Origin of the sequence: Kocuria soli, assembly GCF_003797835.1 — a bacterium.
GTDB lineage: Bacteria > Actinomycetota > Actinomycetes > Actinomycetales > Micrococcaceae > Kocuria > Kocuria soli.
In genome coordinates this window covers 73,641-92,512 of the sequence record NZ_RKMF01000003.1, presented here as the reverse complement: position 1 = coordinate 92,512, position 18,872 = coordinate 73,641, and the positions used below count along the sequence as shown (strand labels likewise).

General features: G+C 62.2%; 16 protein-coding genes. 4 read left to right on the top strand and 12 right to left on the bottom strand.

Annotated features, from left to right (window positions below):
* Positions 1-80 precede the first annotated feature (80 nt).
* The 6 genes from EDL96_RS03235 to EDL96_RS03210 all read right to left on the bottom strand — a co-directional run bounded on the left by EDL96_RS03235 (position 81) and on the right by EDL96_RS03210 (position 9,718).
* Positions 81-893, bottom strand: a complete 813-nt coding sequence (locus EDL96_RS03235) for an NAD(P)H-binding protein (RefSeq protein WP_123824387.1) — start codon at positions 891-893, stop codon at positions 81-83.
* An 82-nt stretch (positions 894-975) separates the two neighbouring features.
* The gene (locus tag EDL96_RS03230) at positions 976-2,259 is read right to left on the bottom strand and encodes a hypothetical protein (RefSeq protein WP_123824386.1); all 1,284 of its coding nucleotides are present in this window, start codon (positions 2,257-2,259) and stop codon (positions 976-978) included.
* Between the two features lies 1 nt (position 2,260).
* On the bottom strand, positions 2,261-5,386 hold the full coding sequence (locus EDL96_RS03225) for a type I restriction endonuclease subunit R (protein WP_123824385.1): 3,126 nt from the start codon (positions 5,384-5,386) through the stop codon (positions 2,261-2,263).
* Positions 5,383-6,624: a restriction endonuclease subunit S gene (locus EDL96_RS03220; RefSeq protein ID WP_123824384.1), complete on the bottom strand. Its 1,242-nt coding sequence runs from the start codon at positions 6,622-6,624 to the stop codon at positions 5,383-5,385. The genes EDL96_RS03225 and EDL96_RS03220 overlap by 4 nt, the downstream gene beginning before the upstream one ends.
* Positions 6,621-8,585 carry a type I restriction-modification system subunit M gene (locus EDL96_RS03215; RefSeq protein ID WP_123824383.1) on the bottom strand — a complete coding sequence of 655 codons (1,965 nt, stop codon included), beginning with the start codon at positions 8,583-8,585 and terminating at the stop codon, positions 6,621-6,623. Before EDL96_RS03215 ends, EDL96_RS03220 begins: the two co-directional genes overlap by 4 nt.
* 146 nt (positions 8,586-8,731) lie before the next feature.
* A complete protein-coding gene (locus EDL96_RS03210; RefSeq protein WP_158609482.1) occupies positions 8,732-9,718 on the bottom strand; it encodes an Abi family protein in 987 nt (328 codons plus the stop codon).
* Positions 9,719-9,876: 158 nt separating this feature from the next.
* Here EDL96_RS03210 and EDL96_RS03205 point away from each other — a divergent pair, with 158 nt between their 5' ends.
* Positions 9,877-10,392 carry a pyridoxamine 5'-phosphate oxidase family protein gene (locus tag EDL96_RS03205; protein WP_158609480.1) on the top strand — a complete coding sequence of 172 codons (516 nt, stop codon included), beginning with the start codon at positions 9,877-9,879 and terminating at the stop codon, positions 10,390-10,392.
* Positions 10,393-10,425: 33 nt separating this feature from the next.
* Here EDL96_RS03205 and EDL96_RS03200 read toward each other — a convergent pair whose 3' ends face one another.
* From EDL96_RS03200 to EDL96_RS03185, 4 genes are all read right to left on the bottom strand, one after another.
* Positions 10,426-11,127, bottom strand: coding sequence for an MOSC domain-containing protein (locus EDL96_RS03200; RefSeq protein ID WP_123824380.1), 702 nt, complete (start codon positions 11,125-11,127; stop codon positions 10,426-10,428).
* Positions 11,124-11,711 carry a flavin reductase family protein gene (locus EDL96_RS03195; protein WP_123824379.1) on the bottom strand — a complete coding sequence of 196 codons (588 nt, stop codon included), beginning with the start codon at positions 11,709-11,711 and terminating at the stop codon, positions 11,124-11,126. The genes EDL96_RS03200 and EDL96_RS03195 overlap by 4 nt, the downstream gene beginning before the upstream one ends.
* A 53-nt stretch (positions 11,712-11,764) precedes the next feature.
* The gene (locus EDL96_RS03190; protein WP_123824378.1) at positions 11,765-12,511 is read right to left on the bottom strand and encodes an NADPH-dependent F420 reductase; all 747 of its coding nucleotides are present in this window, start codon (positions 12,509-12,511) and stop codon (positions 11,765-11,767) included.
* Between the two features lie 90 nt (positions 12,512-12,601).
* The gene (locus tag EDL96_RS03185; protein WP_123824377.1) at positions 12,602-13,510 is read right to left on the bottom strand and encodes a LysR family transcriptional regulator; all 909 of its coding nucleotides are present in this window, start codon (positions 13,508-13,510) and stop codon (positions 12,602-12,604) included.
* A 162-nt stretch (positions 13,511-13,672) separates the two neighbouring features.
* On the opposite strand from EDL96_RS03185, the gene EDL96_RS03180 reads away from it, so the two are divergent.
* Together EDL96_RS03180 and mmsB are read left to right on the top strand one after the other, a co-directional pair.
* A complete protein-coding gene (locus EDL96_RS03180) occupies positions 13,673-15,067 on the top strand; it encodes an MFS transporter (RefSeq protein ID WP_123824376.1) in 1,395 nt (464 codons plus the stop codon).
* 54 nt (positions 15,068-15,121) lie between these two features.
* Positions 15,122-16,054 (top strand): 3-hydroxyisobutyrate dehydrogenase, encoded by a 933-nt coding sequence (gene mmsB / locus EDL96_RS03175; protein ID WP_123824375.1) that lies wholly within the window; start codon positions 15,122-15,124, stop codon positions 16,052-16,054.
* Here mmsB and EDL96_RS03170 read toward each other — a convergent pair.
* Together EDL96_RS03170 and EDL96_RS03165 are read right to left on the bottom strand one after the other, a co-directional pair.
* Positions 16,035-17,144 carry an alcohol dehydrogenase catalytic domain-containing protein gene (locus EDL96_RS03170; RefSeq protein WP_123824374.1) on the bottom strand — a complete coding sequence of 370 codons (1,110 nt, stop codon included), beginning with the start codon at positions 17,142-17,144 and terminating at the stop codon, positions 16,035-16,037. The genes mmsB and EDL96_RS03170 overlap by 20 nt on opposite strands.
* A gap of 67 nt (positions 17,145-17,211) precedes the next feature.
* On the bottom strand, positions 17,212-17,964 hold the full coding sequence (locus EDL96_RS03165; RefSeq protein WP_123824373.1) for a 3-hydroxybutyrate dehydrogenase: 753 nt from the start codon (positions 17,962-17,964) through the stop codon (positions 17,212-17,214).
* A gap of 142 nt (positions 17,965-18,106) precedes the next feature.
* On the opposite strand from EDL96_RS03165, the gene EDL96_RS03160 reads away from it, so the two are divergent.
* Positions 18,107-18,871 (top strand): formylglycine-generating enzyme family protein, encoded by a 765-nt coding sequence (locus EDL96_RS03160; RefSeq protein ID WP_233568647.1) that lies wholly within the window; start codon positions 18,107-18,109, stop codon positions 18,869-18,871.
* The last annotated feature ends 1 nt before the right edge of the window (position 18,872 follow it).

Here is an 18,872-nt window from a genome sequence, read left to right as displayed (position 1 = left end):
TCCAGGATATTGCATCGACCCCTCGTGCCCGGCTGCGCCCGGTTGCGTTGCGGCAACCTCACGGCCGCCCTAGCAACCGGTCAGGTCAGCAGTGCGGAGTAGCCCTCGCGGTAGGTCGGGTACCGGAGGATTCCCACGAGTTCCTGCATCCGTGCGCTGTCCAGGGCCTTGCCTTGTGGGCCCCCGGGTTTGTCCGGCGGGACTGGCACGTTGAGCAGCCCCGCGACGTAGGCGGCCACATCGCCCATGGGCGCCGGTTCCGTGTCCACTGCGTGCAGCAACGACGGCGGTCGGTCGGCTTCCAGCACGCGTTCCAGGACTGTGACCAGGTCATCCCGGTGGATGCGGTTGGTGATCTTGCGGTGGTTCATGGGTTCGCCATTACGCACCCGGCCGATGAACGATGACCTGCCAGGTCCGTAGATCCCCGCCGGGCGGATGATGCTCACGTTGGGAAACAGCTCCTGAGCCAAGTGTTCGGCCTCCAGGAGCACCTTGGCGGTGGGCCTTTGGGGGTTTGGTGTTGCGTCTTCCGTGAGGGTCTGCCCGTCCGGGTCCCCGAGCACCGCGGTGCTCGAGACCAGAAGCACGCGCTGCGGGTTACTCCCGCCTTTGTCCAGCGCGCTACGCAGGCCGTGGAGTGCGCCGATGTAGGTGCTGCGGTATTCGTCAATTTCCCGCGCCCGGGCCGTCAGGGTGATGACGACGGCGTCTGCGTGTGGGAGCGCGCGGTCGCCCGGATTGGTCAGGTCCATGCCGATGGGAACGACGCTCTCCGGGAGCTTGTCCGTGGAGCGGCGGACACCGGTGGCTTGCCAGCCCTTCTGGGTCATCCGGCGCCCGAGCTCGGTGCCGAGGTCGCCGCATCCGGCGAGGATGAGGTGGTGGGTCATGGGATCAGGGTGCAACCGGCATAGGGCGAACGATCGCCATTAAGGAATTGCACGTCATTGATTCACTCGACATTAATTCGCTCTATTTTTCTCTAGCTTTACTAAGCTTATCGAATGCGACTTCTGTTTCAAATTTCAGTTCGTCGACTTTCCGTAAAGTCCTGCCGCCCCTACCATTTATCCGGCGTCGGGAATTCGGAGAAGCTCTCTGTCTAACCCACGCGACAACTGATACAGCGAAACCATGCACCCCCAAGCACAGAATCAACACCAGATGAACCTGTCCAATCATCATCACCATCATCAAAACTAGGGAGACTCCCACGGACACAAGGAGGTACACTATGAGAAGGTTGTCCATGGTGCGACCAACCGGATTGTTACCGTCAGGCATCCCAACCGTATTATAATATCTCCAGAAAAAACACCACACGCCGATCAATACCTCGAAGGGTATCAGCAGCGGCACGGCAGCACGAGCGCTTTCTGGCATACCTATCAGAATTATGGCTACCGGTATTACGAAAGTCAGAAATACCAAGACAAATCCCCATGCGGACAGCCCCAACTTCACAGCCACACGGCGAGGCCAGGACATGTTCGACCAAGTCTTATTCAGCTTCGACATTGACTCCGCGTATCGCTGATGGTACTCCTCTAGCGACCCCCACTGATCTGCTCTTGTCAGAGGAGTTGCACGTCTGATATTCATGAGCGCGAATGCTATAGAAAATAGCATCGCGTAAATGAAGCCTCGTAAAATGTCAATAGACGCGAGCTGCCCATTGATTACCCCCGATAGGGCGTTGACGAATTCGAGAACTAGAAAATAGCAGGAGAAGACACTGATCCCAACTCCAAGGAATGCCTGCAGCGGCTCGAGTTTTGCCTGATTGCTGTCCTGGTCGGATAACGCTTCACGTGCTGGAAGCTCCTGGAGTGCAGTAGCAATCACAAAAGTAACTTGAATACCAACTAAGGCAATCAGGATTGAGGGTATTCTATAGATCTCCTCAGCTCCGTACACGGCATACATATATGCCGAAATAGTATCCCGGTCAAACCAGACCACTGGTTCCAGGGTGCCCGATAGAATCGCCAATGACACCCCAAGCCAGACTATGGCGCCAAGGACCCCACCAAAGGAGAATTTGAATATTTGTGATTTACTCCATTTGTAGTCTGAGTTAGATGTGAGTTTGTGTATTTCTTGCTGAATTCCTTCTCTATCAACCCATGGCATTGCACTCTTGGCATCACTCCTCGACCAAGAGGGATAGAGAGTGGCTTCTAATCTAGCCGACAGCCCTCGTTCATGTTTCGGAAGATCAGAGTTCTTTGAACGAGCTTTCTTCCAGAGATTCATGTCACCCCGCACTCCCCCGCTCGCGCAGAGTGTCGTACAGCCCGAAGTCCATCAGCATGTCCACTAACGTCCGGGAGTCCATGTCGCGGAGGTACTTGACCACCTCGGTACTGGCTTCCTCCTGGCGCCAGATCGCGTCTTCCGCTAGGCGGATTACAGTCGGGGAGTACCGGAATTCCGCTGAACTGTTATGGCGAGCCTGCGTTGTCAGCCTCTCCTCGCTGGCCATCTCACCGATCAGCTGGTCAATTCCATTGATCTTGTACTGATCGTCCACGTCCAGGTCACCCAGGTACTTATTGACCTTCTCAATCACGTCAGCAACGCCCGCTCGTTGAGCCTCCTGAGACCGCTTCATTCCCGCCTCAGTCATACCCACTAGGCCAGCTGCGCCGTCGGAAACCAGCTGCATCTCGTGCTGTTCCAGAGACTTAGTCAGGCGATAGTGCGTCAGCACCACGTCGGAGACATCCACATCTGGTGCTTCGGCGTCGTCGTCGCGGAAGTCTCGGAGCTTGCGGGCCAAGAGGTCCGCGTACACGGACAGCTTCAGGAAGCGCGGGTCGCCAAAGTGAAGGATCTGGGAGAAGAAGGCATACGCCTTCACGTAGTCGCGGAGGTTCCCGCGGAACTCGTCCAGAACTTCCAGCTCAGTGGTGTCGGAGGCGTAAACGGCCTCCTTCCATCGGTACCCGAACCGATCCACGGCCGACCCCAAGAGTCCGGACAGTCGGATGTTGCGCCCGCTGGTGGAGTTCCACTCACGCCAGACCGAATCCACCGCAGACTCCGTGAAGATGTTCTGCGCCAGCAGCTTGTCCATCAGACGCATCACCAGGTCAGGATCAGATTCCTTCTCGACCCGGGCATCTTCGTAGTACTCCTGGAACGCAGCCTCGATCTGCTCGGCGTCGTTCACAAAGTCCAGGACGTAGGTGTCTGTCTTGCCTTGTTTCACGCGGTTCAACCGTGACAACGTCTGGACCGCAGAGATTCCGGACAGCTTTTTGTCCACGTACATGGCCACCAGAAGCGGCTGGTCAAAGCCCGTCTGGAACTTATTGGCGACCACCAGGATGTTCTGATCGTCCTGACCGAACACCTTCGCCAAGTCACGCCCACGCAGTCCCGGGGTCATAGTGGATTCTGTGACCTTGGGGGCCTCGCCACCGGGCAGAGGAACAACGTCCGGGTCCGGCACCTCCCCAGAGAAAGCCACCAGGGTCTTAAGTGGGTAGTTGCCCTCCTCAATAGCCTTCTCAAACGCGCGCTGATACAGGATGGCCTGAGTGCGCGACGAGGTCACCACCATCGCCTTCGCCTGCCCACCGAGGTGCCGCTGTACTGTCCCCCGGTAGTGATCCAAGATCACCGACACCTTGGTCGACACATTTGTCGGGTGGAGCTCCACAAAGTTGATGAGCGTGCGCGTGCCCTTGCGGATGTCGACCTCATGCTCAACCCCGCCGTCGTCGACCCTCTGGCCAATGCGCGCCGCCATGTCGTAGGTCGTGTAATTGCGCAGCACGTCCAGGATGAAGCCCTCTTCAATGGCTTGCTTCATCGGGTACAGATCGAACGGCTGCGGGCGCCCATTGGAGTCCGGCCGACCAAACAGCTGCAGGGTCTTCTCCTTGGGCGTTGCGGTGAACGCCAGGAAGCTGATGCGTCCGTCCTCATCCACGGTGGACGCCATCTCATTCAGTGCGTCCTGGTCCTCATCCGGCGTCAAATCATCGGACTCCACCGACGACGGCGGTTCGGCCAAGTACAGCAACTTCTTCAGTGCCTTGGAGGACTCACCTGACTGAGAGGAGTGTGCCTCGTCAGCAATGACCGCGAAGCGCTTACCCGCCAGCTCGCCGTTGGATTCACGCATCTTCTCCAGCGCATAGGGAAAGGTCTGAAGCGTGACGCCAATGATTGGCACGCCGCTGGCCAGCGCCTCCGTGAGTTGCTGCGCCTTAGAACCCTCGCCCCCGCGAGTGATGGCCTCAAAAGTTCCGGTACGGGTGACGAGTTGGTCCACCGCGTCCTGGAGTTGCTGATCCAGTACCTGCCGATCAGCAATGACCACCACGGTGTCAAAGACCTTTTGGCCGTCCTCCGTATGCAGGGATGCGAGCCGGTGAGCCGTCCACGCGATTGAGTCCGTCTTGCCCGAACCCGCCGAGTGCTGAATCAGATACTTCTGACCCGGACCGTTTACACGTGCATCCGCGGTCATTCGGTTCACCGCGCGCCACTGGTGGTAGCGAGGGAACCGAATGGAGGCCGTGCTCTTGTCCCGCCCAGTGTTGGGATCCACCGCCTTTTCATGCTTGACGTAGACGAACTTAGTCAGCAGGGTCAGCCATGCGTCCCGATCCAGGAGGTCCTCCCAGAAGTACGACGACGCCGTTCCACCTTCCACCGGCGGGTTGCCCTTCCCGTTCTCGTGGCCCTTGTTGAAGGGAAGGAAGTACGTGCTGTCCCCGGCCAACTTGGTGGTCATAGCCACCTCTTGATTGCTCACCGCAAAGTGAACCAACGCCCCTCGGAATTCCGTCAGGAGTGGCTCACCCTTGGGCGCACGATCTTGGCGATACTGGCGCTTGGCATCCTCCAGCCCCTGCGTGAAGTCGGTCTTAAGCTCCACCGTGGCCATGGGCAGACCGTTGAGGAACAGCACCAGGTCGATGCGGTCGGCCTTCTTGGAGGAGTACACCACCTCCTGCACCACACGCAGACGGTTCTTCCCGTACTTCACGACGACGTTCGGATTCAGCGCATCCTGCGGCGGAAAACCCACCATGTCGAAGGGACGCCGAGCGCCCGGGACGCTGAACCCCTTGCGCAGCACGTTGAGAGTGCCGCCACCATCTGATTCTCGTGCTGACAATCGGGACACCACGCGATCCAGGATTCGACGCCGCCCCTTCTCCTGTTGAGCCTCCGTCCCCTGCGGAGGCACGATCCGCGCGAAATCCTCCGGTGCGGTGCCCTCCAGCCAGCCCAGGAGATCTTCCGGGTAGAGAGCACGTTCTTTGTCGTAACCCTGAGAGTTGGGCGAATGCAGCCAACCGTGCTGCTCCAGATACTCCGCGATCTCGCGTTGAAAGGACTTCTCCTGGTGGACGGCGCTCATGATGACGTGTGCACTCCTTGGGCGATGTCGTCTTCCAACTGCTCTGCAACAGGCTTCCGCTTGGCGGTCACATCAATCTGCCCCGTCACGGCGGCCGATATCAATGCTGCACGGCGTTCTTTGGCGAGAGTGATGGCGCGATCAATGTCGTCGCTCGCTTGCGCGATCTCCGCCACCTCAAACTCGATCTGCCCAACAATCATTTCTTGCTCTAGAATATCTCGTCTCGGAATCTTGAAATTCTTCACGATTGTCGAATTTGTCGACGCAAGATTCGTCGACTGTCGAGCCGTCAAATCAAAGTACATCCGAGCTTCGGAGGCTTCCAGCGCATAAACCAAATACTTAGGGGAGAGTGCCTTATCGCATCTAAAGGCAAATACGTGATTTTGGTGGAGCATGGGGTCAACTTTGCCTGACCACAGTGCCCCACGACCGAGCTTGTCGCGGTCACCGCCTTCAGTCATCAAAACGTCACCGGCTTTGAGCCGTGAGGTCTTTGCGGTGCGCTCAGGAACAGCCACCGTAGCCACGTCCCTGAGATCAACGCGGCCAACCTGAACGTTCGCCACACGCAAGTATGGATACTCTGCGATCGGCTCCTGGTATGTGGCGCCCAACGTCAGGCCTGCCTGTAAACACCCCAGGTACTTGATCGCTAACCGATCATCAACCGCATGGTACATATACTGGTTAACAACCTCAGTGCGTCGTTCACGCAGCAGATCGAGAGACACTTCGAGATCTGACACCATGGCGTCGATCTCGGCGGTTTCATGGTCGAGGAAGTCCGCGATCGCCCGCTGCTCATTGAGCGGCGGTAGCAGGATTGGTTCACCAGCCAGGTCAGATTGCGTCATACTGGGCAGCGCCGTATTGGTCTGGTAATAATCGAACGGAATTCTCGTTGCCCAATAATACACAAACTTTGGCCATGCAAGTTTGCTGTCAAGCGCCGTATAATACATGGTGTCGACCGTCCAGAAACGGCCTTCAACATAGAGTGGGCGGTCAACGGTACCTTTGCGACCGAATAGAATCGATGGACCATCATATAACCAATCTTTGGCCCATCGAAATTGACCGCCTGAACCATAGACAGGGTATCCCGGTTCATCGACTTCAACATCGGAATAATCCGAACCGTTGCCAAACCTCAGCACTCGACCCAGCGTTGTCCTTGTCCAACCGGCGGGAGCACTACTGAAGTTCCACAATGGAGGATCCACGGTACTCATGCCTTCACCTGCTCCAGGCGGGCGCGGATGCGGCCGAGGACTTCGTCCAGGTCGCGGTCGATCTCTTCCAGGGGGCGGGGTGGGACATACTTGTAGAAGTGCCGCGTGAAGGGGATTTCGGCACCTTCCTTGGTCTTGGACTCATCGATCCAGGCATCGGGCACAAAGGGCTTGACCTCACGCTCCAGGTAGTCGTGGATGTCCTGGTCCCACGGAACGTTCTCCGTGTCTCTCAGGGCGGTGTTGGCTTCAGGTTTCCCGGCTTTGGCGACAAGTTCACCGTCGTCGTCGTGTTCGCCGAGCTCGGAGACCAACGCGCGAACCAAAGCCGGCTTGAGCGCCAGGTTCTGCTGGTTGAAGGCCTTCATCAAGTCAGCTTGGAACTGCTGGCGGTTGGTGGAGACAAGACCGTCGTCGATCTGGGCAGCACTGAGGGCCACGCGGAGGCGGGAGCGGTCGTCGTCGTTGAGTTTGGTGACTGCCTTGAGCGCCAAGGCGCGCTCCACGCGCTCCGGGCTGAACGCGTAGTTCAGTTTGAGCGGGCGCTCCACGGTGATGGTGCGGTAGAAGAAGTCCTCCACGTTGAAGATCTTGGAGTGCTCAGAGTCTGCAGATTCGAAGTTGGAGAAGATCTCAGCGATGCGCTTGATGTCGTCCGTCCCAAGCTCCTTGCGCTTGGAACCCACGGACTTGCGCATCTTGCGAAACATTTGGGTGGCATCGATCAGCTGAACCTTGCGTTTGCGAGCAGGTTCCTTCTGCTTGTTGAGCACCCAGATGTAGGTACTGATACCCGTGTTGTAGAACATGTCCGTGGGCAAACCGATGATGGCTTCCAGGTAGTCGTTATCCAGCACCCACTTGCGGATATTGGACTCACCAGACCCAGCACCACCGGTGAACAGCGGGGAACCGTTCAGCACGATCGCCCCGCGGCCGGCCTTCTGATCACCCTTGGGTTCCTGCAACTTGGAGATCAGGTGCATCAGGAACAGCAGAGAGCCATCTGAGACGCGAGGAAGACCGGGGCCGAAGCGGCCAGCGTGGCCCATGACCTGATGCTCACGGTCCACGGAGGCCTTCTCCTTCTTCCAGTCCACGCCAAAGGGCGGGTTGGAGAGACCGTAGTGGAACTGTCGATCCTCGAAGGCGGGGTTGGTCAGGGTGTTCCCGTGGACGATGTTCTCGATTGGCTGGCCCTTGACCACCATGTCGGCCTTGCAGATGGCGTAGGAGGCGGCGTTGATCTCCTGGCCCAGGAGTTCGACGGCAGCGTCTGGGTTGTGGCTGACGATCTTGTCTGCGGCGGTGGACAGCATGCCGCCGGTGCCCGCCGTCGGGTCATAGACCGATCGGGTAATGCCGGGGGTCATGAGGTCTGTTTCATCTGTGAGGAGCAGAGTGACCATCAGGTCCACAACTTCCCGCGGAGTGAAGTGCTCACCGGCCGTCTCATTGGAGGCCTCCGCGAACTTGCGGATCAACTCCTCGAAGATGTGGCCCATCTGCTCATTGGACACGTTGTCCGGGTGGAGATTGGCCTTGGCGAAGTGCTGGAGGATCTGGAGCAGGAGGTCGTTGGCGCTGAGCAGAGCCACGGTCTCTTCGAACTTGTACTTGTCAAAGATCTCCCGAACGTTCGGGGAGAAGGCCAGCACGTAGTCTCGGAGGTTCTGCTCCAGATTGTCCGGGTCCCCTTGAAGGGTCTTGAGGTTGTGCTGGGAGACGTTGAAGAAGTCATAGTTGTGGCCGGCGCGGGCACGCAGCATGGGGGCGCTGGGGACGGAATCACCCGGGCTCTTGGCGATGGCCGCCAGGACAGCTTCCTTGGTGGGTGCAAGAACGGCATCCAGGCGGGCGAGCACCGTGAACGGGAGGATGATGTCTCCGTATTCGTGCTGCTTGTAGGTGCCGCGGAGCAGGTCAGCGGCGGACCAGATGAAGGATGCGTGGTTGAACACGGTAGGGGTGCCTGCCTTGGGTTGAGTTCTTCGTTGTCTGTTGGCCGGAGAGGTTTGGGTGCGTTGCGGTCGCACGGTTCATCGTAGGCAGCCAGTACCACGGCCAGCATGCAGTATCCGATGGACGTGACAGCCTTTTTTGCTCGCTAGCTCGAGTAGGGGCGCCACAGGACTTGTTGCTCCCATCTGTCGGGGAAACCCATCTCAGTCTCAGTCCGCCCGGGGATACTGCGCAGGTCTTGACGAATCAATCGTGAAACCTTGGTTGGCCACTTGGACCCAGGCGAGAGGGTTCGCAACTCAAACGCGATCATGCACAGCGCTCCGTACAAACGCTCACTCTGGCCGTCAGGAAGGTCCTCCAGCCCTGGAAGCGTCCGGAAGGCCGCCGTGCTGACCGGTGGAAACTTGTGATTCCACAAGCGTCCGTGATGCGCCGCGGTGTTCCTCACGACCGTCAGTTGTTCAAGCCAGCGGGCAAATGGGTGCCCCTTGAGAGCTTTCGCCCGCTGGCTCTTGCTCAAGATAGAGGTATCTACGCGGATCCCGAGGCTCTCCGCGGCTGCGTACTGGTCGACGGTGAGCATGTCGTCGTAGAGCCTAGATACATCGGCAAAGTCCAATACCTCCACAAGGACCCAAATGGGGACTTTCCCGCCGTACTCCTGCTCGTGGTGCTTAACGAACTCCGAGTGCCGCCGAGCTCTACTGAGCCGGCGCTCTGCAGTCCTCCACCAAGATGCATGGTCGAAAGTTGGCCTGAAGAGGGCAGGATCCTCATGTGCCAGCGGATTCTGCCGTCCTAGATGGTGGCTCACCGTGCTGCGTACGGCTACCTCTACCCGTTCTAACCCATCCAGAACCAGGGAGCGGAGCTTTCGATCAAACTCGTAAAGAGCCGTAATCGAGTCAAACGATGTTCCTCGGACGAAGTGATCGCTCCGACGCCTAGAACGACCGCCATCACTGGGGAGAATCTGGCGATAAGGGTAGGAATACCCGCTCAGGCGGTAGTAGTTCACGGCTGTGAGCCAGCGCAACGCGTCAGAGCGAGCGGAGAAGGACATTCCCCGTGATCTGAGCCTACTGATCTGCTCGTCGATCTCTAGGAAGTCCTTAATCGGCTTTGGCACAGTCCAACGATGCCACAAAGAGATCCAGCCCACACCGGATGACTCCGGGCGGGCTGAACGATTGCGCTGATCGTAGCACGCGCGCCACCTGTGTCGAGGGTTATGCATGGCAGTGCACCCCTCGCCCTACAACCCCAACCACCCATACAGTAAGGAGTATGACTAATTCACAGGATCAGCAGCTCACCACCGACCCCACCGAGGTCAAGAAGGTGCACGACCTCATCGAGAGCACCGACATCGCGATGCTGACCACCGCCGACTCCACGGCAGGCGACGGCCGCTTGGTCAGCCGCCCACTCTCGACGCAGGTGGCCGAAGACGGTGACGTCCTCTTCCTGGTCCGCTCCTCCAGCTCCGTGGCCGCGGACGTACGCGCCAACCCCAACGTGAACGTGGCCTACTCGTCCAACAAGGCGTGGGTCTCCGTCTCCGGGGCAGCCACCGTCGTGCACGACCGGGACCTGGTGGAGAAGCTCTGGTCCAAGGGCGCGGACATGTTCATGGAGGGCGGCCCGGAGAACCAGGACAACGTGGTCCTCAAGATCAACGGTGACACCGCCACCTATTGGGGCGGCGAGTCGCTGATCGGCACCGCAGTCAAGACCATCGGCGCCATCCGCAACAAGGACGACGACAACCAGGGCGGCCCCACCACCGTCGATCTCCCCTGAGACCAGGTCCCCTCAGCCAGGAGTCCCTGTGCGTCACCGTTGCGCGCGGGGACTCCTTCGTTCTACGACGTCCCCAACGCGCACCCGCCCCGGTTCCACCACGCGGCACCCGTACCCCAGCAGGACCCCCGAACGCAGATGACCTAGCAGGGACGCGTCCCGCTCACCCGTCACCGGGTCATGGTTGATGATCACGCACCGCTCAAGTTCCCGCTCGACCTCCAGCAGCACATCCCCCAGAGACAGTTGCGCCCCAGGAGCCAGACTCAACGGGTCAGCTCGGTCATCCACCACCACGTTGGCGCGGTAACGCCCGACGTCGTCGGGAAGCCTGTCCAGTTCCGAACGCAACAGCACACTGATCGGCGACGACCACAGGAAACTCCCCGGCCCCGGGACCTGAGCAAGATACAGGCGTTGACCCGCGGCTTCAGAAATCCGGTCCGCCAGCACTCCCCCGTACGTGATGGCGGAGACCTGCTGCGAGTAATAACTGACGGTCTGTGGCTCCCCGCCGAACAACGCGTCACCTTCCGTGGGTAGGTCGGCTGCAGAAGCGGGCAGGCCCACCATGCCCGGGAAATCCGTGGCCTTGATGCACCGCAACTCGGGCGTGACCGGGGACCAGTGACGGTCACCGACCACGCCGTCGTGCGTGACCCGCACAGCGTCACGTGAGGTCCAGGACAGGCCCTTGACCAGGGCCGATCCCAAGTGCTCGACGCGCCGCGTCATTCGGGCCTGGGAAGCGTCACCGTCTCCCCGTAGGTCACGTACCGGGAACCGCTCAGGCGGCCCAACGGGTCCAGGACGTCCTCACGGGGCCGGTCACCGTCCAGTGCGTCCTCGTCCACGACAGCGGCAAGCACCCGCCCCATCACCACGAATGAGTTGCCCACGGGAATCACGTCGTGCACCACGCACTCCAACGCGGCCGGGGCCTCGGCAACTCGGGGCGGGCGAACGTACACAGAGGGCTCGGGCGTGAGCCCCGCCAGGTCGAATTCGTCGACGTCGGGGCCCACCGTGGCCGCCGTCGTGTTCATCTGTTCCAACAGCGAGCGCGAGGCGAGGTTGACCACGAACTCGCCCGTGGCCTCCACGTTCCGCAGTGAATCCTTGCGTCCGACGGACGTGAACTGGACCACCGGGGGATCGGCAGAGGCCACGGTGAAGAAGGAATGCGGTGCCAGATTCAGAATCCCGCGCTCATCCAGCGTGCTAACCCAGGCGATCGGCCGCGGAATGACCAGCCCGGTCAGCAACCAGTAGGGCGCCCGGCCTTCCAGCTCGGACATGGTGAAGGTGCGGTAGGCCATGCGGCGAGTGTATCGACGGGACCTCCACCTGGCCCTCCTCCGATGCGGGACACCTACATGAACAGCACCCGTGCCAAGCGAACCGAATAGTCGACGTCCGGGTTGGTGGTGCCGTCACCCATCCGCTCGGCAATGGCGGCGACCGAGATGTCCCGACGACGCGGGGCCCGGGCACGCTCAGCCGCAGCGAGCGCATCGATCAACTCAGCGCGGGTCAACTCCGTGCAGTACGCCGGCGTTCCTGGCTGTTGCCGCCAGGAATCTGCCAGCGGCCCGGCGTCGACCCCGTCGAAGCCCGTCTCCTCCACCAAGGACATGGCCACCTGACGCGCCCGTTCGTCGTCACCGGCAACGGCAAGGGCGATTCGCCCCTCGGTACCCGCAGGTGCGCCCTTCGTAGCCAGGGCATGGGAGCCGGTCATGTTCCAAGCCTTCACCACGGGACGGCCGAGCTGCTCGGCCACCCACAAACTTTCCGTCTGACCGCCATCGATCGCCTCGATGGCACCGTCCCGCTGAGGGTAGTAGTTCGAGGTGTCGATGAGCACCGTCTCCGGAGGCAGAGTCGAAAGAACCGGAGCCAGGTCGGGGATGGCACTGAGCGGAACCGTGACGACGACGGCCTCGGCCCCGGGCACTGCATCCGTCACGGTCGCAGCACGGGCGCCGTCGGTCAGGAGGTCCGCATCGACGGTCTCCGGCCCGCGGGAATTGGCAACGGTGACAGCGTGTCCTGCCGCACTGAGCTTACGGACGAGCGATTTTCCGATGTGACCCGTGCCGATGATGCCGATTTTCATGACTGATCCATCCCATCTCGAGGTGAGGAGCGGTTGGTGCAACCGCCGACCCACACGCAACGGGGAGCGGATCCGGATTATTTCCGCCCGTCAGGCGCCTTGGGGTGCCGCGATCAGCTCGTCGCGCATGTCGTCCACCGTCCCTCGGATGGCGTCCAGGACCGCGTGAACCGCGGGGCGGCGCATCAGGTCCGGCCGGGACACCACCCAGTAGGAAACGGGGAAGGTCAGGTCGTCCGGGAACAGGCGGACCAGTCCCCCGGCACGTTCGGCCATGTAGCAGGGCAGCAGCCCGATTCCGGCACCGGCCCGCGTGAGTTCCACGTGAACCATGGACGACGTCGCACCCACCGACTGCCGCATCCGCGGAAGGTGACGCACGGGGTTGGTGAGTTCGGGGACGTCCTGCATCGACTCCACGAAATAGACCAGCGGGTGTTCCTGGACCTGCTCCGGCTCCGTGATGGCCTGGTGCGTCTCCAGGTACGACGGCGCCGCGTACAGGCCCAGGGAGTAGTCGGCCAGGTGGAATGCCTCGTTCCTGGAGACCTCCGGGCGGCCCACCACCACCTCGAAATCAATGCCCACCAGGTTGGCCCGGGCGCGCCTGGCCGCGTTGATCATCTCCAGCCGCACCAACGGGTGGGTCTCACCCAGACGCCGCATGGCCTCGCCGATGACCAGGCCTCCGAATCCTTCGGGCACCAGAGCACGGACCACGCCGCGAACCGATCCACCCTGGCCACCCACGCCCGACGTCAGGGATCCCAGGGTGTGTTCGATGTCCTCCGCCGCGGCGATGAACTCGCGGCCGAGTTCGGTGGGCTCCCACACGCCACCGGCGCGCACGAGCAACCGGGCGCCGGCGGATTTCTCCACGGCGGCGATCCTGCGGGAAACGGTCGTGTGGCTCAGGCCGAGAGAGGCACCGGCACCGGCGTAGGACCCGTGGCGCACCACGGAGAGGAGCAGCAGGAGGTTGTCGACGTCGTGCCCCATGCAGCTCTCGGCCCCTTCGTCCGCGTACCCGATTCAGATCGGATGTGCATTTTTGCACAGGGCCAGCCAGGTTCTGGTCATTGAAGCACTCTCCTGCGGACAGTACGTTGGTGCCACTGCGGCGTGATCGCGGTCACAATTCAGGACGAACAGGAGACGCCCATGAGCACTGCGGACCCGGCAACCCCCGCAGCTGAACTCGACCCGAACGACACCCCGGAGAACCGGGGCGGTCTCAAGAAGGTCGTGGCCGCCTCCATGGCGGGCACGGTGGTCGAGTGGTACGAGTTGTTCCTGTTCGCCACCGCCTCCACGTTGGTGTTCGGCCCGCTGTTCTTCGTGGACACCGGCAACCCGCTGGACGGGATCATCAAGGCCTTCCTGATCTACGCGGTCGGGTTCATCGCACGTCCGCTGGGCGGCATCGTCTTCGGGCATTTCGGTGACAAGTACGGGCGCAAGCACCTCCTCCAGGTCGCGATCATCCTGGTCGGTGCCGCGACCTTCCTCATGGGCTGCCTGCCCACGTTCCACCAGGTGGGCTACTGGGCGCCCACGCTCCTGGTCATCCTGCGCTTCGCCCAAGGCTTCGCCGTCGGTGGCGAGTGGGGCGGCGCGATTCTGCTGGTCGCCGAGCATTCGCCCAACAAGGAACGCGGATTCTGGGCGAGCTGGCCCCAGGCTGCGGTTCCGCTGGGCAACCTGCTGGCCACGATCGTGCTGCTGATCCTCTCCCGCACACTCACCGACGACCAGTTCCTGGCCTGGGGCTGGCGCGTGGGTTTCTGGCTGTCGGTGGTCATCGTGGCCGTGGGCTACTACATCCGCACCCACGTGTCGGACGCCGCGATCTTCAAGGAGACCCAGAAGGAGGTCATCGAGGCCAAGGGTGCCGCCTACGGCGTGGCCGAGGTGTTCCGTCGGTACCCGCGCGGAGTCTTCGGTGCCATGGGACTGCGGTTCGCGGAGAACATCCTGTACTACATCGTGGTCACGTTCTCGATCACGTACCTGTCCACCCAACTGAAGATGGACACCTCCAACATCCTGCTGCTGCTCCTGATCGCCCACGTGGTGCACGTGATCCTGGTGCCGATCATGGGGCGGCTGACAGACAACCTGGGCCGCCGCCCCGTCTACGCCACCGGCGCCGTCCTGGGCATCGGATGGGCCTTCATCGCCTTCCCGATGTTCAACACGCAGAACGAGTGGATCATCCTTGCCGCAGTCGTCCTCGGGCTCGTGATCCACGCGTTCATGTACGCGGGGCAGCCGGCGATCATGGCCGAGATGTTCCCCACCCGCATGCGCTACTCCGGGGTTTCGCTGGGTTACCAGGTCACCTCGATCATCGCGGGTTCGCTGGCACCCATCATCGCGACCACCCTGCTGCGCCAGTTCGGCACCTGGGTCCCGATCTCCATCTACATTTCCGTGGCCTGCCTGATCACCCTGATCGCCGTCGTCACCTTGCGTGAGACCAAGGGGATTTCCCTGCAGTCGATCGACGCCGAGGACCGACGGCGGCTGGACGAGGAGCGCTCCGCCCAGGGCTGACCCGGACCCGACAAGACCCGACGACCCCTGGAAACAGTCGAAAGGACATCGATCATGACCACCATCACCTGGATCGGCCTGGGCCACATGGGCGGGCCCATGTCCGCGAACCTGGTCAAGGCGGGCCACAAGGTCCGCGGTTTCGACCTCAGTCAGGAAGCCATGGGGGCCGCCCGGGCCGGCGGAGTGCAGACCTTCGGCTCCATGCGGGAAGCACTGCAAGGAGCGGAGGTCGTCTTCACCATGCTTCCCAAGGGCGAGCACTCCCGGGCCGTCTACCTCGGCGACGACGGCGTTCTGGCCCTTGCGTCCCAGGACGCGCTGCTCATCGACAGCTCGACCATCGACGTGGAGACCGCCGTCGCACTGCACCGGGCGGCACAGGCGGCCGGCTTCGAGTTCCTGGACGCGCCGGTCTCCGGCGGGATCAGTGGCGCTGCGGCCGCCACGTTGACGTTCATGATCGGAGGCGCCACCGAGGTCTTCGAGAAGGCCAAGCAGTTCATCGAGCCCATGGCGGGGCGCATCGTGCACACCGGGGAAGCCGGGACCGGGCAAGCAGCCAAGATCGTGAACAACATGATGCTGTTCATCAGCCTGGAGGCCTGCGCGGAAGGCTCCGTCCTGGCTGACCGGTTGGGCCTGGACCCGAAGGTGTTCTGGGACATCGCGTCCGTGTCCTCGGGCAATTCCTGGGCGCTGCAGACCTGGTACCCGTCCCCCGGTCTGGTGGATTCCGCCGCGGCGAACAACAACTTCCAGGCCACGTTCTCAGCGGTTCTTGCCGCAAAGGACGCGGGGTTGGCGTTGGCCGCCGGTGAGCAGACGGGAGTCAATCTGCCCGCCGCGGAGATCGCCGCACAACGGTTCCAGCAACTGATCGACGAGGGCTACGGCAACCTGGACTGCAGCCTGATCGCCAAGTACGCGGCCCCCGACGGGAAGATCCGCGGATGGGACCCAGAGGTCACCGGTCGAACAGAATGACCTGGCGAACCGCCCGACCGTCCGCGAGTTGATCGAGTGAGCTGTTGATCTCCGACAGGGTGATGTGCCCGGAAATGAGTTCCTCGACCGGCAGCTTTCCGTCGCGCCACAGCTGGGCGTAGATCGGTATGTCCCGCGACGGCACGGCGGAACCGAGGTAGGACCCCACGATCGTGCGGGCCTCCGCGGTCAGCACCAGCGGTGAAATGGTCGACCGGGCGTCGGGTGAGGGGAGCCCCACGGTCACCGTGGTGCCGCCGACGTCGGTCGCGGCCACGGCCGTCTCGAAGGCCTTCGGGTGCCCCGCGGCCTCGATGACCACGGGCGCTTTGATGCCCTGTTCCGCCAGGTCGGAGGGCGTGAACGTCGCGTCCGCGCCCAGTTCCCCGGCGCGGGCCAGTTTGTCCGGGTTCGCGTCGACGCCGATGACCTTCCCCTTGCCGAGCGAGATGGCGGTGAGCAGAGCCGCCATGCCCACGCCGCCCAGGCCCACGACCATCACGGTGTCCCCGTCTGCCGGCCGCCCGGCGTTGAGGACGGCACCTCCCCCGGTGAGAACCGCGCAGCCCAGAACGGCGGCGATCTCCGCCGGAACGTCCGCGTCCACCGGGACGACGGACCGCCGGTTCACCACGGCGTGGGTCGCGAAACCGGACACACCCAGGTGGTGGTGCACCTCGTGGCCCGCGCGGTGCAGTCGCCGGTGGCCGCCGACCAGGACGCCGTCGTTGTTGGCCGCCGTTCCCGGAATGCAGGGGAGTTTGCCGTCGGTGAGGCAGTTCCTGCACTCACCGCAGCGCGGGAGGAAGACGGTGGTGACCTGCTGACCAACCTCCAGATCGGTCACGTTCGACCCCACCCGTTCCACGACGCCGGACGCCTCGTGGCCCAAGAGCATGGGAGTGGGACGTTCTCGGTTGCCGTCCACCACGGAAAGATCGGAATGGCACAGACCCGCGGCCCGGATCCGAATCAGGACCTCGTCAGGGCCCGGGTCGTCCAGGTCCAGCTCCACGATCTTCAGTGGTTCCGAGGTGACGTACGGACGTTCCAGGCCGATGTCCTCGAGCACGGCTCCGGTGATCTTCATGATGACTCCTGTTCCGAAGGTCGTCTGTTCCGTGGACCCTTGTCCAGCGGTCGTCGTCGGGGGTTGGTCAGGAGGCCGTCCAGCCGCCGTCCATGGTGTAGGCGGCGCCCGTGACCATGCCCGCCGATGGCCCCGCCAGAAAGGCAATGAGTTCGCCGACCTCTTCGGGTTCCACCAGGCGCTTGACGGCGGATTCGGTGAGCATGATCTTCTCGATCACCTCATCTTCCGGAATTCCGTGCGTGGCGGCTTGATCCTTGATCTGCCGGTCGACCAAAGGCGTTCGCACGTAGCTGGGATTCACACAGTTGCTGGTCACCCCGTGCGGCGCCCCCTCCAACGCCACTGTCTTGGAAAGGCCCTCCAGCCCGTGTTTGGCAGCCACGTAGGCCGATTTGAATGCCGATGCGCGGAGGCCGTGGATGGAGGACACGTTGATCACACGGCCCCACCCCTGTTCGTACATGTGCGGCAACGCAGCACGGATCAGGAGGAAGGGGGACTCCAGCATGAGCATCAGGATCCGGTGGAAGTCCGCCGGGTCGAAATCCTGGATGGGGGCCACCTTCTGGATACCGGCGTTGTTGACCAGGATGTCCACGTCCAGGCTCAGGTCCGCGAGCGCTGCGGTGTCCGTGAGGTCAACGGCCCAGGACTCGCCGCCGACTTCGTGCGCCACACTCTCGGCTGCTTCAGGGTCGATGTCCGCCACGATCACGTGGGCCCCGCGCTGCGCTAGGGCGCGAACCGCCGCGGCACCGATACCGCTCGCGCCACCGGTGACAAGCGCCCGCTTGTCCTTGAGAGTGTGTTCTGACATGCCACGGCTCCTGGGTCATGAGTGATGTACGTCTCACACAGTATGCGGGTCATAGGTGATGCGCAGGGACGCGGCTGAGGGGCGTGCGGCGAACGAACGCAGGGGTTGGCGCCTGGCTGGACGTACCGTGGATACTCACACCATGCTCCGTTCACCCATGGTCCAGATACCGGCCGGATCGCTGACCATGGCGGACGCCCGCAACCAACAGAAGTCGACCGTTGAGTTGCACCCGTTCAGCATCGCATCCACCCCGGTGACCGTTGCCCAGTTCGAGGGCCACTCGGAGTCAACGCGCCAGGACGAACAGCCGGCTACGGGCGTGACCTGGTACGACGCCCTGACATGGTGCAACCGACGTTCCCTCGAAGAGGGCTTGAGTCCTGCCTATGACTTCACCAATGATTGGGCCTGGTGGGACACCACCTCCCCGGGTTACAGGCTCCCTACCGAAGCCGAATGGGAGTACGCCTGCCGAGCAGGCACCACGGGTCCGACCTACGGACCGTTGCAGGACATCGCCTGGACAGCTCTCGACGACCTGGCGGGCCCACAGGCGGTGGGGCTCAAACAGCCGAACGCTTTCGGGCTGCACGACACCCTGGGCAATGTGTGGGAGTGGTGCTGGGACCTGGCCGACCCGGCTCGATACGGTCGCTACCGCACGATTCGAGGTGGCGGCTGGGCCGATCCGCACTGGAGTTGCCGCGCCTCGGTTCGTCGCTCCACCGCTCCCGATGCGGTGATCGAGGACATCGGCTTTCGCCCGGCCAGAGGGGCCGCTCCATTGGGCGACTCCGGTACCGCCGCCTTCCAGGGCTGGTCCGACGACGCCGACAGGGTGCGTGCCCGCGTCAAGGGGTTCATCCCCTTCGGATGGACACCCCTGTCCGATTTTCCGACCTGAC

Excerpts from the sequence above, each read along its gene's own strand:
- EDL96_RS03235 (WP_123824387.1), bottom strand. The coding sequence starts at position 893 with ATGACCCACCACCTCATCCTCGCCGGATGCGGCGACCTCGGCACCGAG.
- EDL96_RS03230 (WP_123824386.1), bottom strand. The coding sequence starts at position 2,259 with ATGAATCTCTGGAAGAAAGCTCGTTCAAAGAACTCTGATCTTCCGAAA.
- EDL96_RS03225 (WP_123824385.1), bottom strand. The coding sequence starts at position 5,386 with ATGAGCGCCGTCCACCAGGAGAAGTCCTTTCAACGCGAGATCGCGGAG.
- EDL96_RS03220 (WP_123824384.1), bottom strand. The coding sequence starts at position 6,624 with ATGAGTACCGTGGATCCTCCATTGTGGAACTTCAGTAGTGCTCCCGCC.
- EDL96_RS03205 (WP_158609480.1), top strand. The coding sequence starts at position 9,877 with ATGACTAATTCACAGGATCAGCAGCTCACCACCGACCCCACCGAGGTC.
- EDL96_RS03200 (WP_123824380.1), bottom strand. The coding sequence starts at position 11,127 with ATGACGCGGCGCGTCGAGCACTTGGGATCGGCCCTGGTCAAGGGCCTG.
- EDL96_RS03195 (WP_123824379.1), bottom strand. The coding sequence starts at position 11,711 with ATGGCCTACCGCACCTTCACCATGTCCGAGCTGGAAGGCCGGGCGCCC.
- EDL96_RS03190 (WP_123824378.1), bottom strand. The coding sequence starts at position 12,511 with ATGAAAATCGGCATCATCGGCACGGGTCACATCGGAAAATCGCTCGTC.
- EDL96_RS03185 (WP_123824377.1), bottom strand. The coding sequence starts at position 13,510 with ATGGGGCACGACGTCGACAACCTCCTGCTGCTCCTCTCCGTGGTGCGC.
- EDL96_RS03180 (WP_123824376.1), top strand. The coding sequence starts at position 13,673 with ATGAGCACTGCGGACCCGGCAACCCCCGCAGCTGAACTCGACCCGAAC.
- mmsB (WP_123824375.1), top strand. The coding sequence starts at position 15,122 with ATGACCACCATCACCTGGATCGGCCTGGGCCACATGGGCGGGCCCATG.
- EDL96_RS03170 (WP_123824374.1), bottom strand. The coding sequence starts at position 17,144 with ATGAAGATCACCGGAGCCGTGCTCGAGGACATCGGCCTGGAACGTCCG.
- EDL96_RS03165 (WP_123824373.1), bottom strand. The coding sequence starts at position 17,964 with ATGTCAGAACACACTCTCAAGGACAAGCGGGCGCTTGTCACCGGTGGC.
- EDL96_RS03160 (WP_233568647.1), top strand. The coding sequence starts at position 18,107 with ATGCTCCGTTCACCCATGGTCCAGATACCGGCCGGATCGCTGACCATG.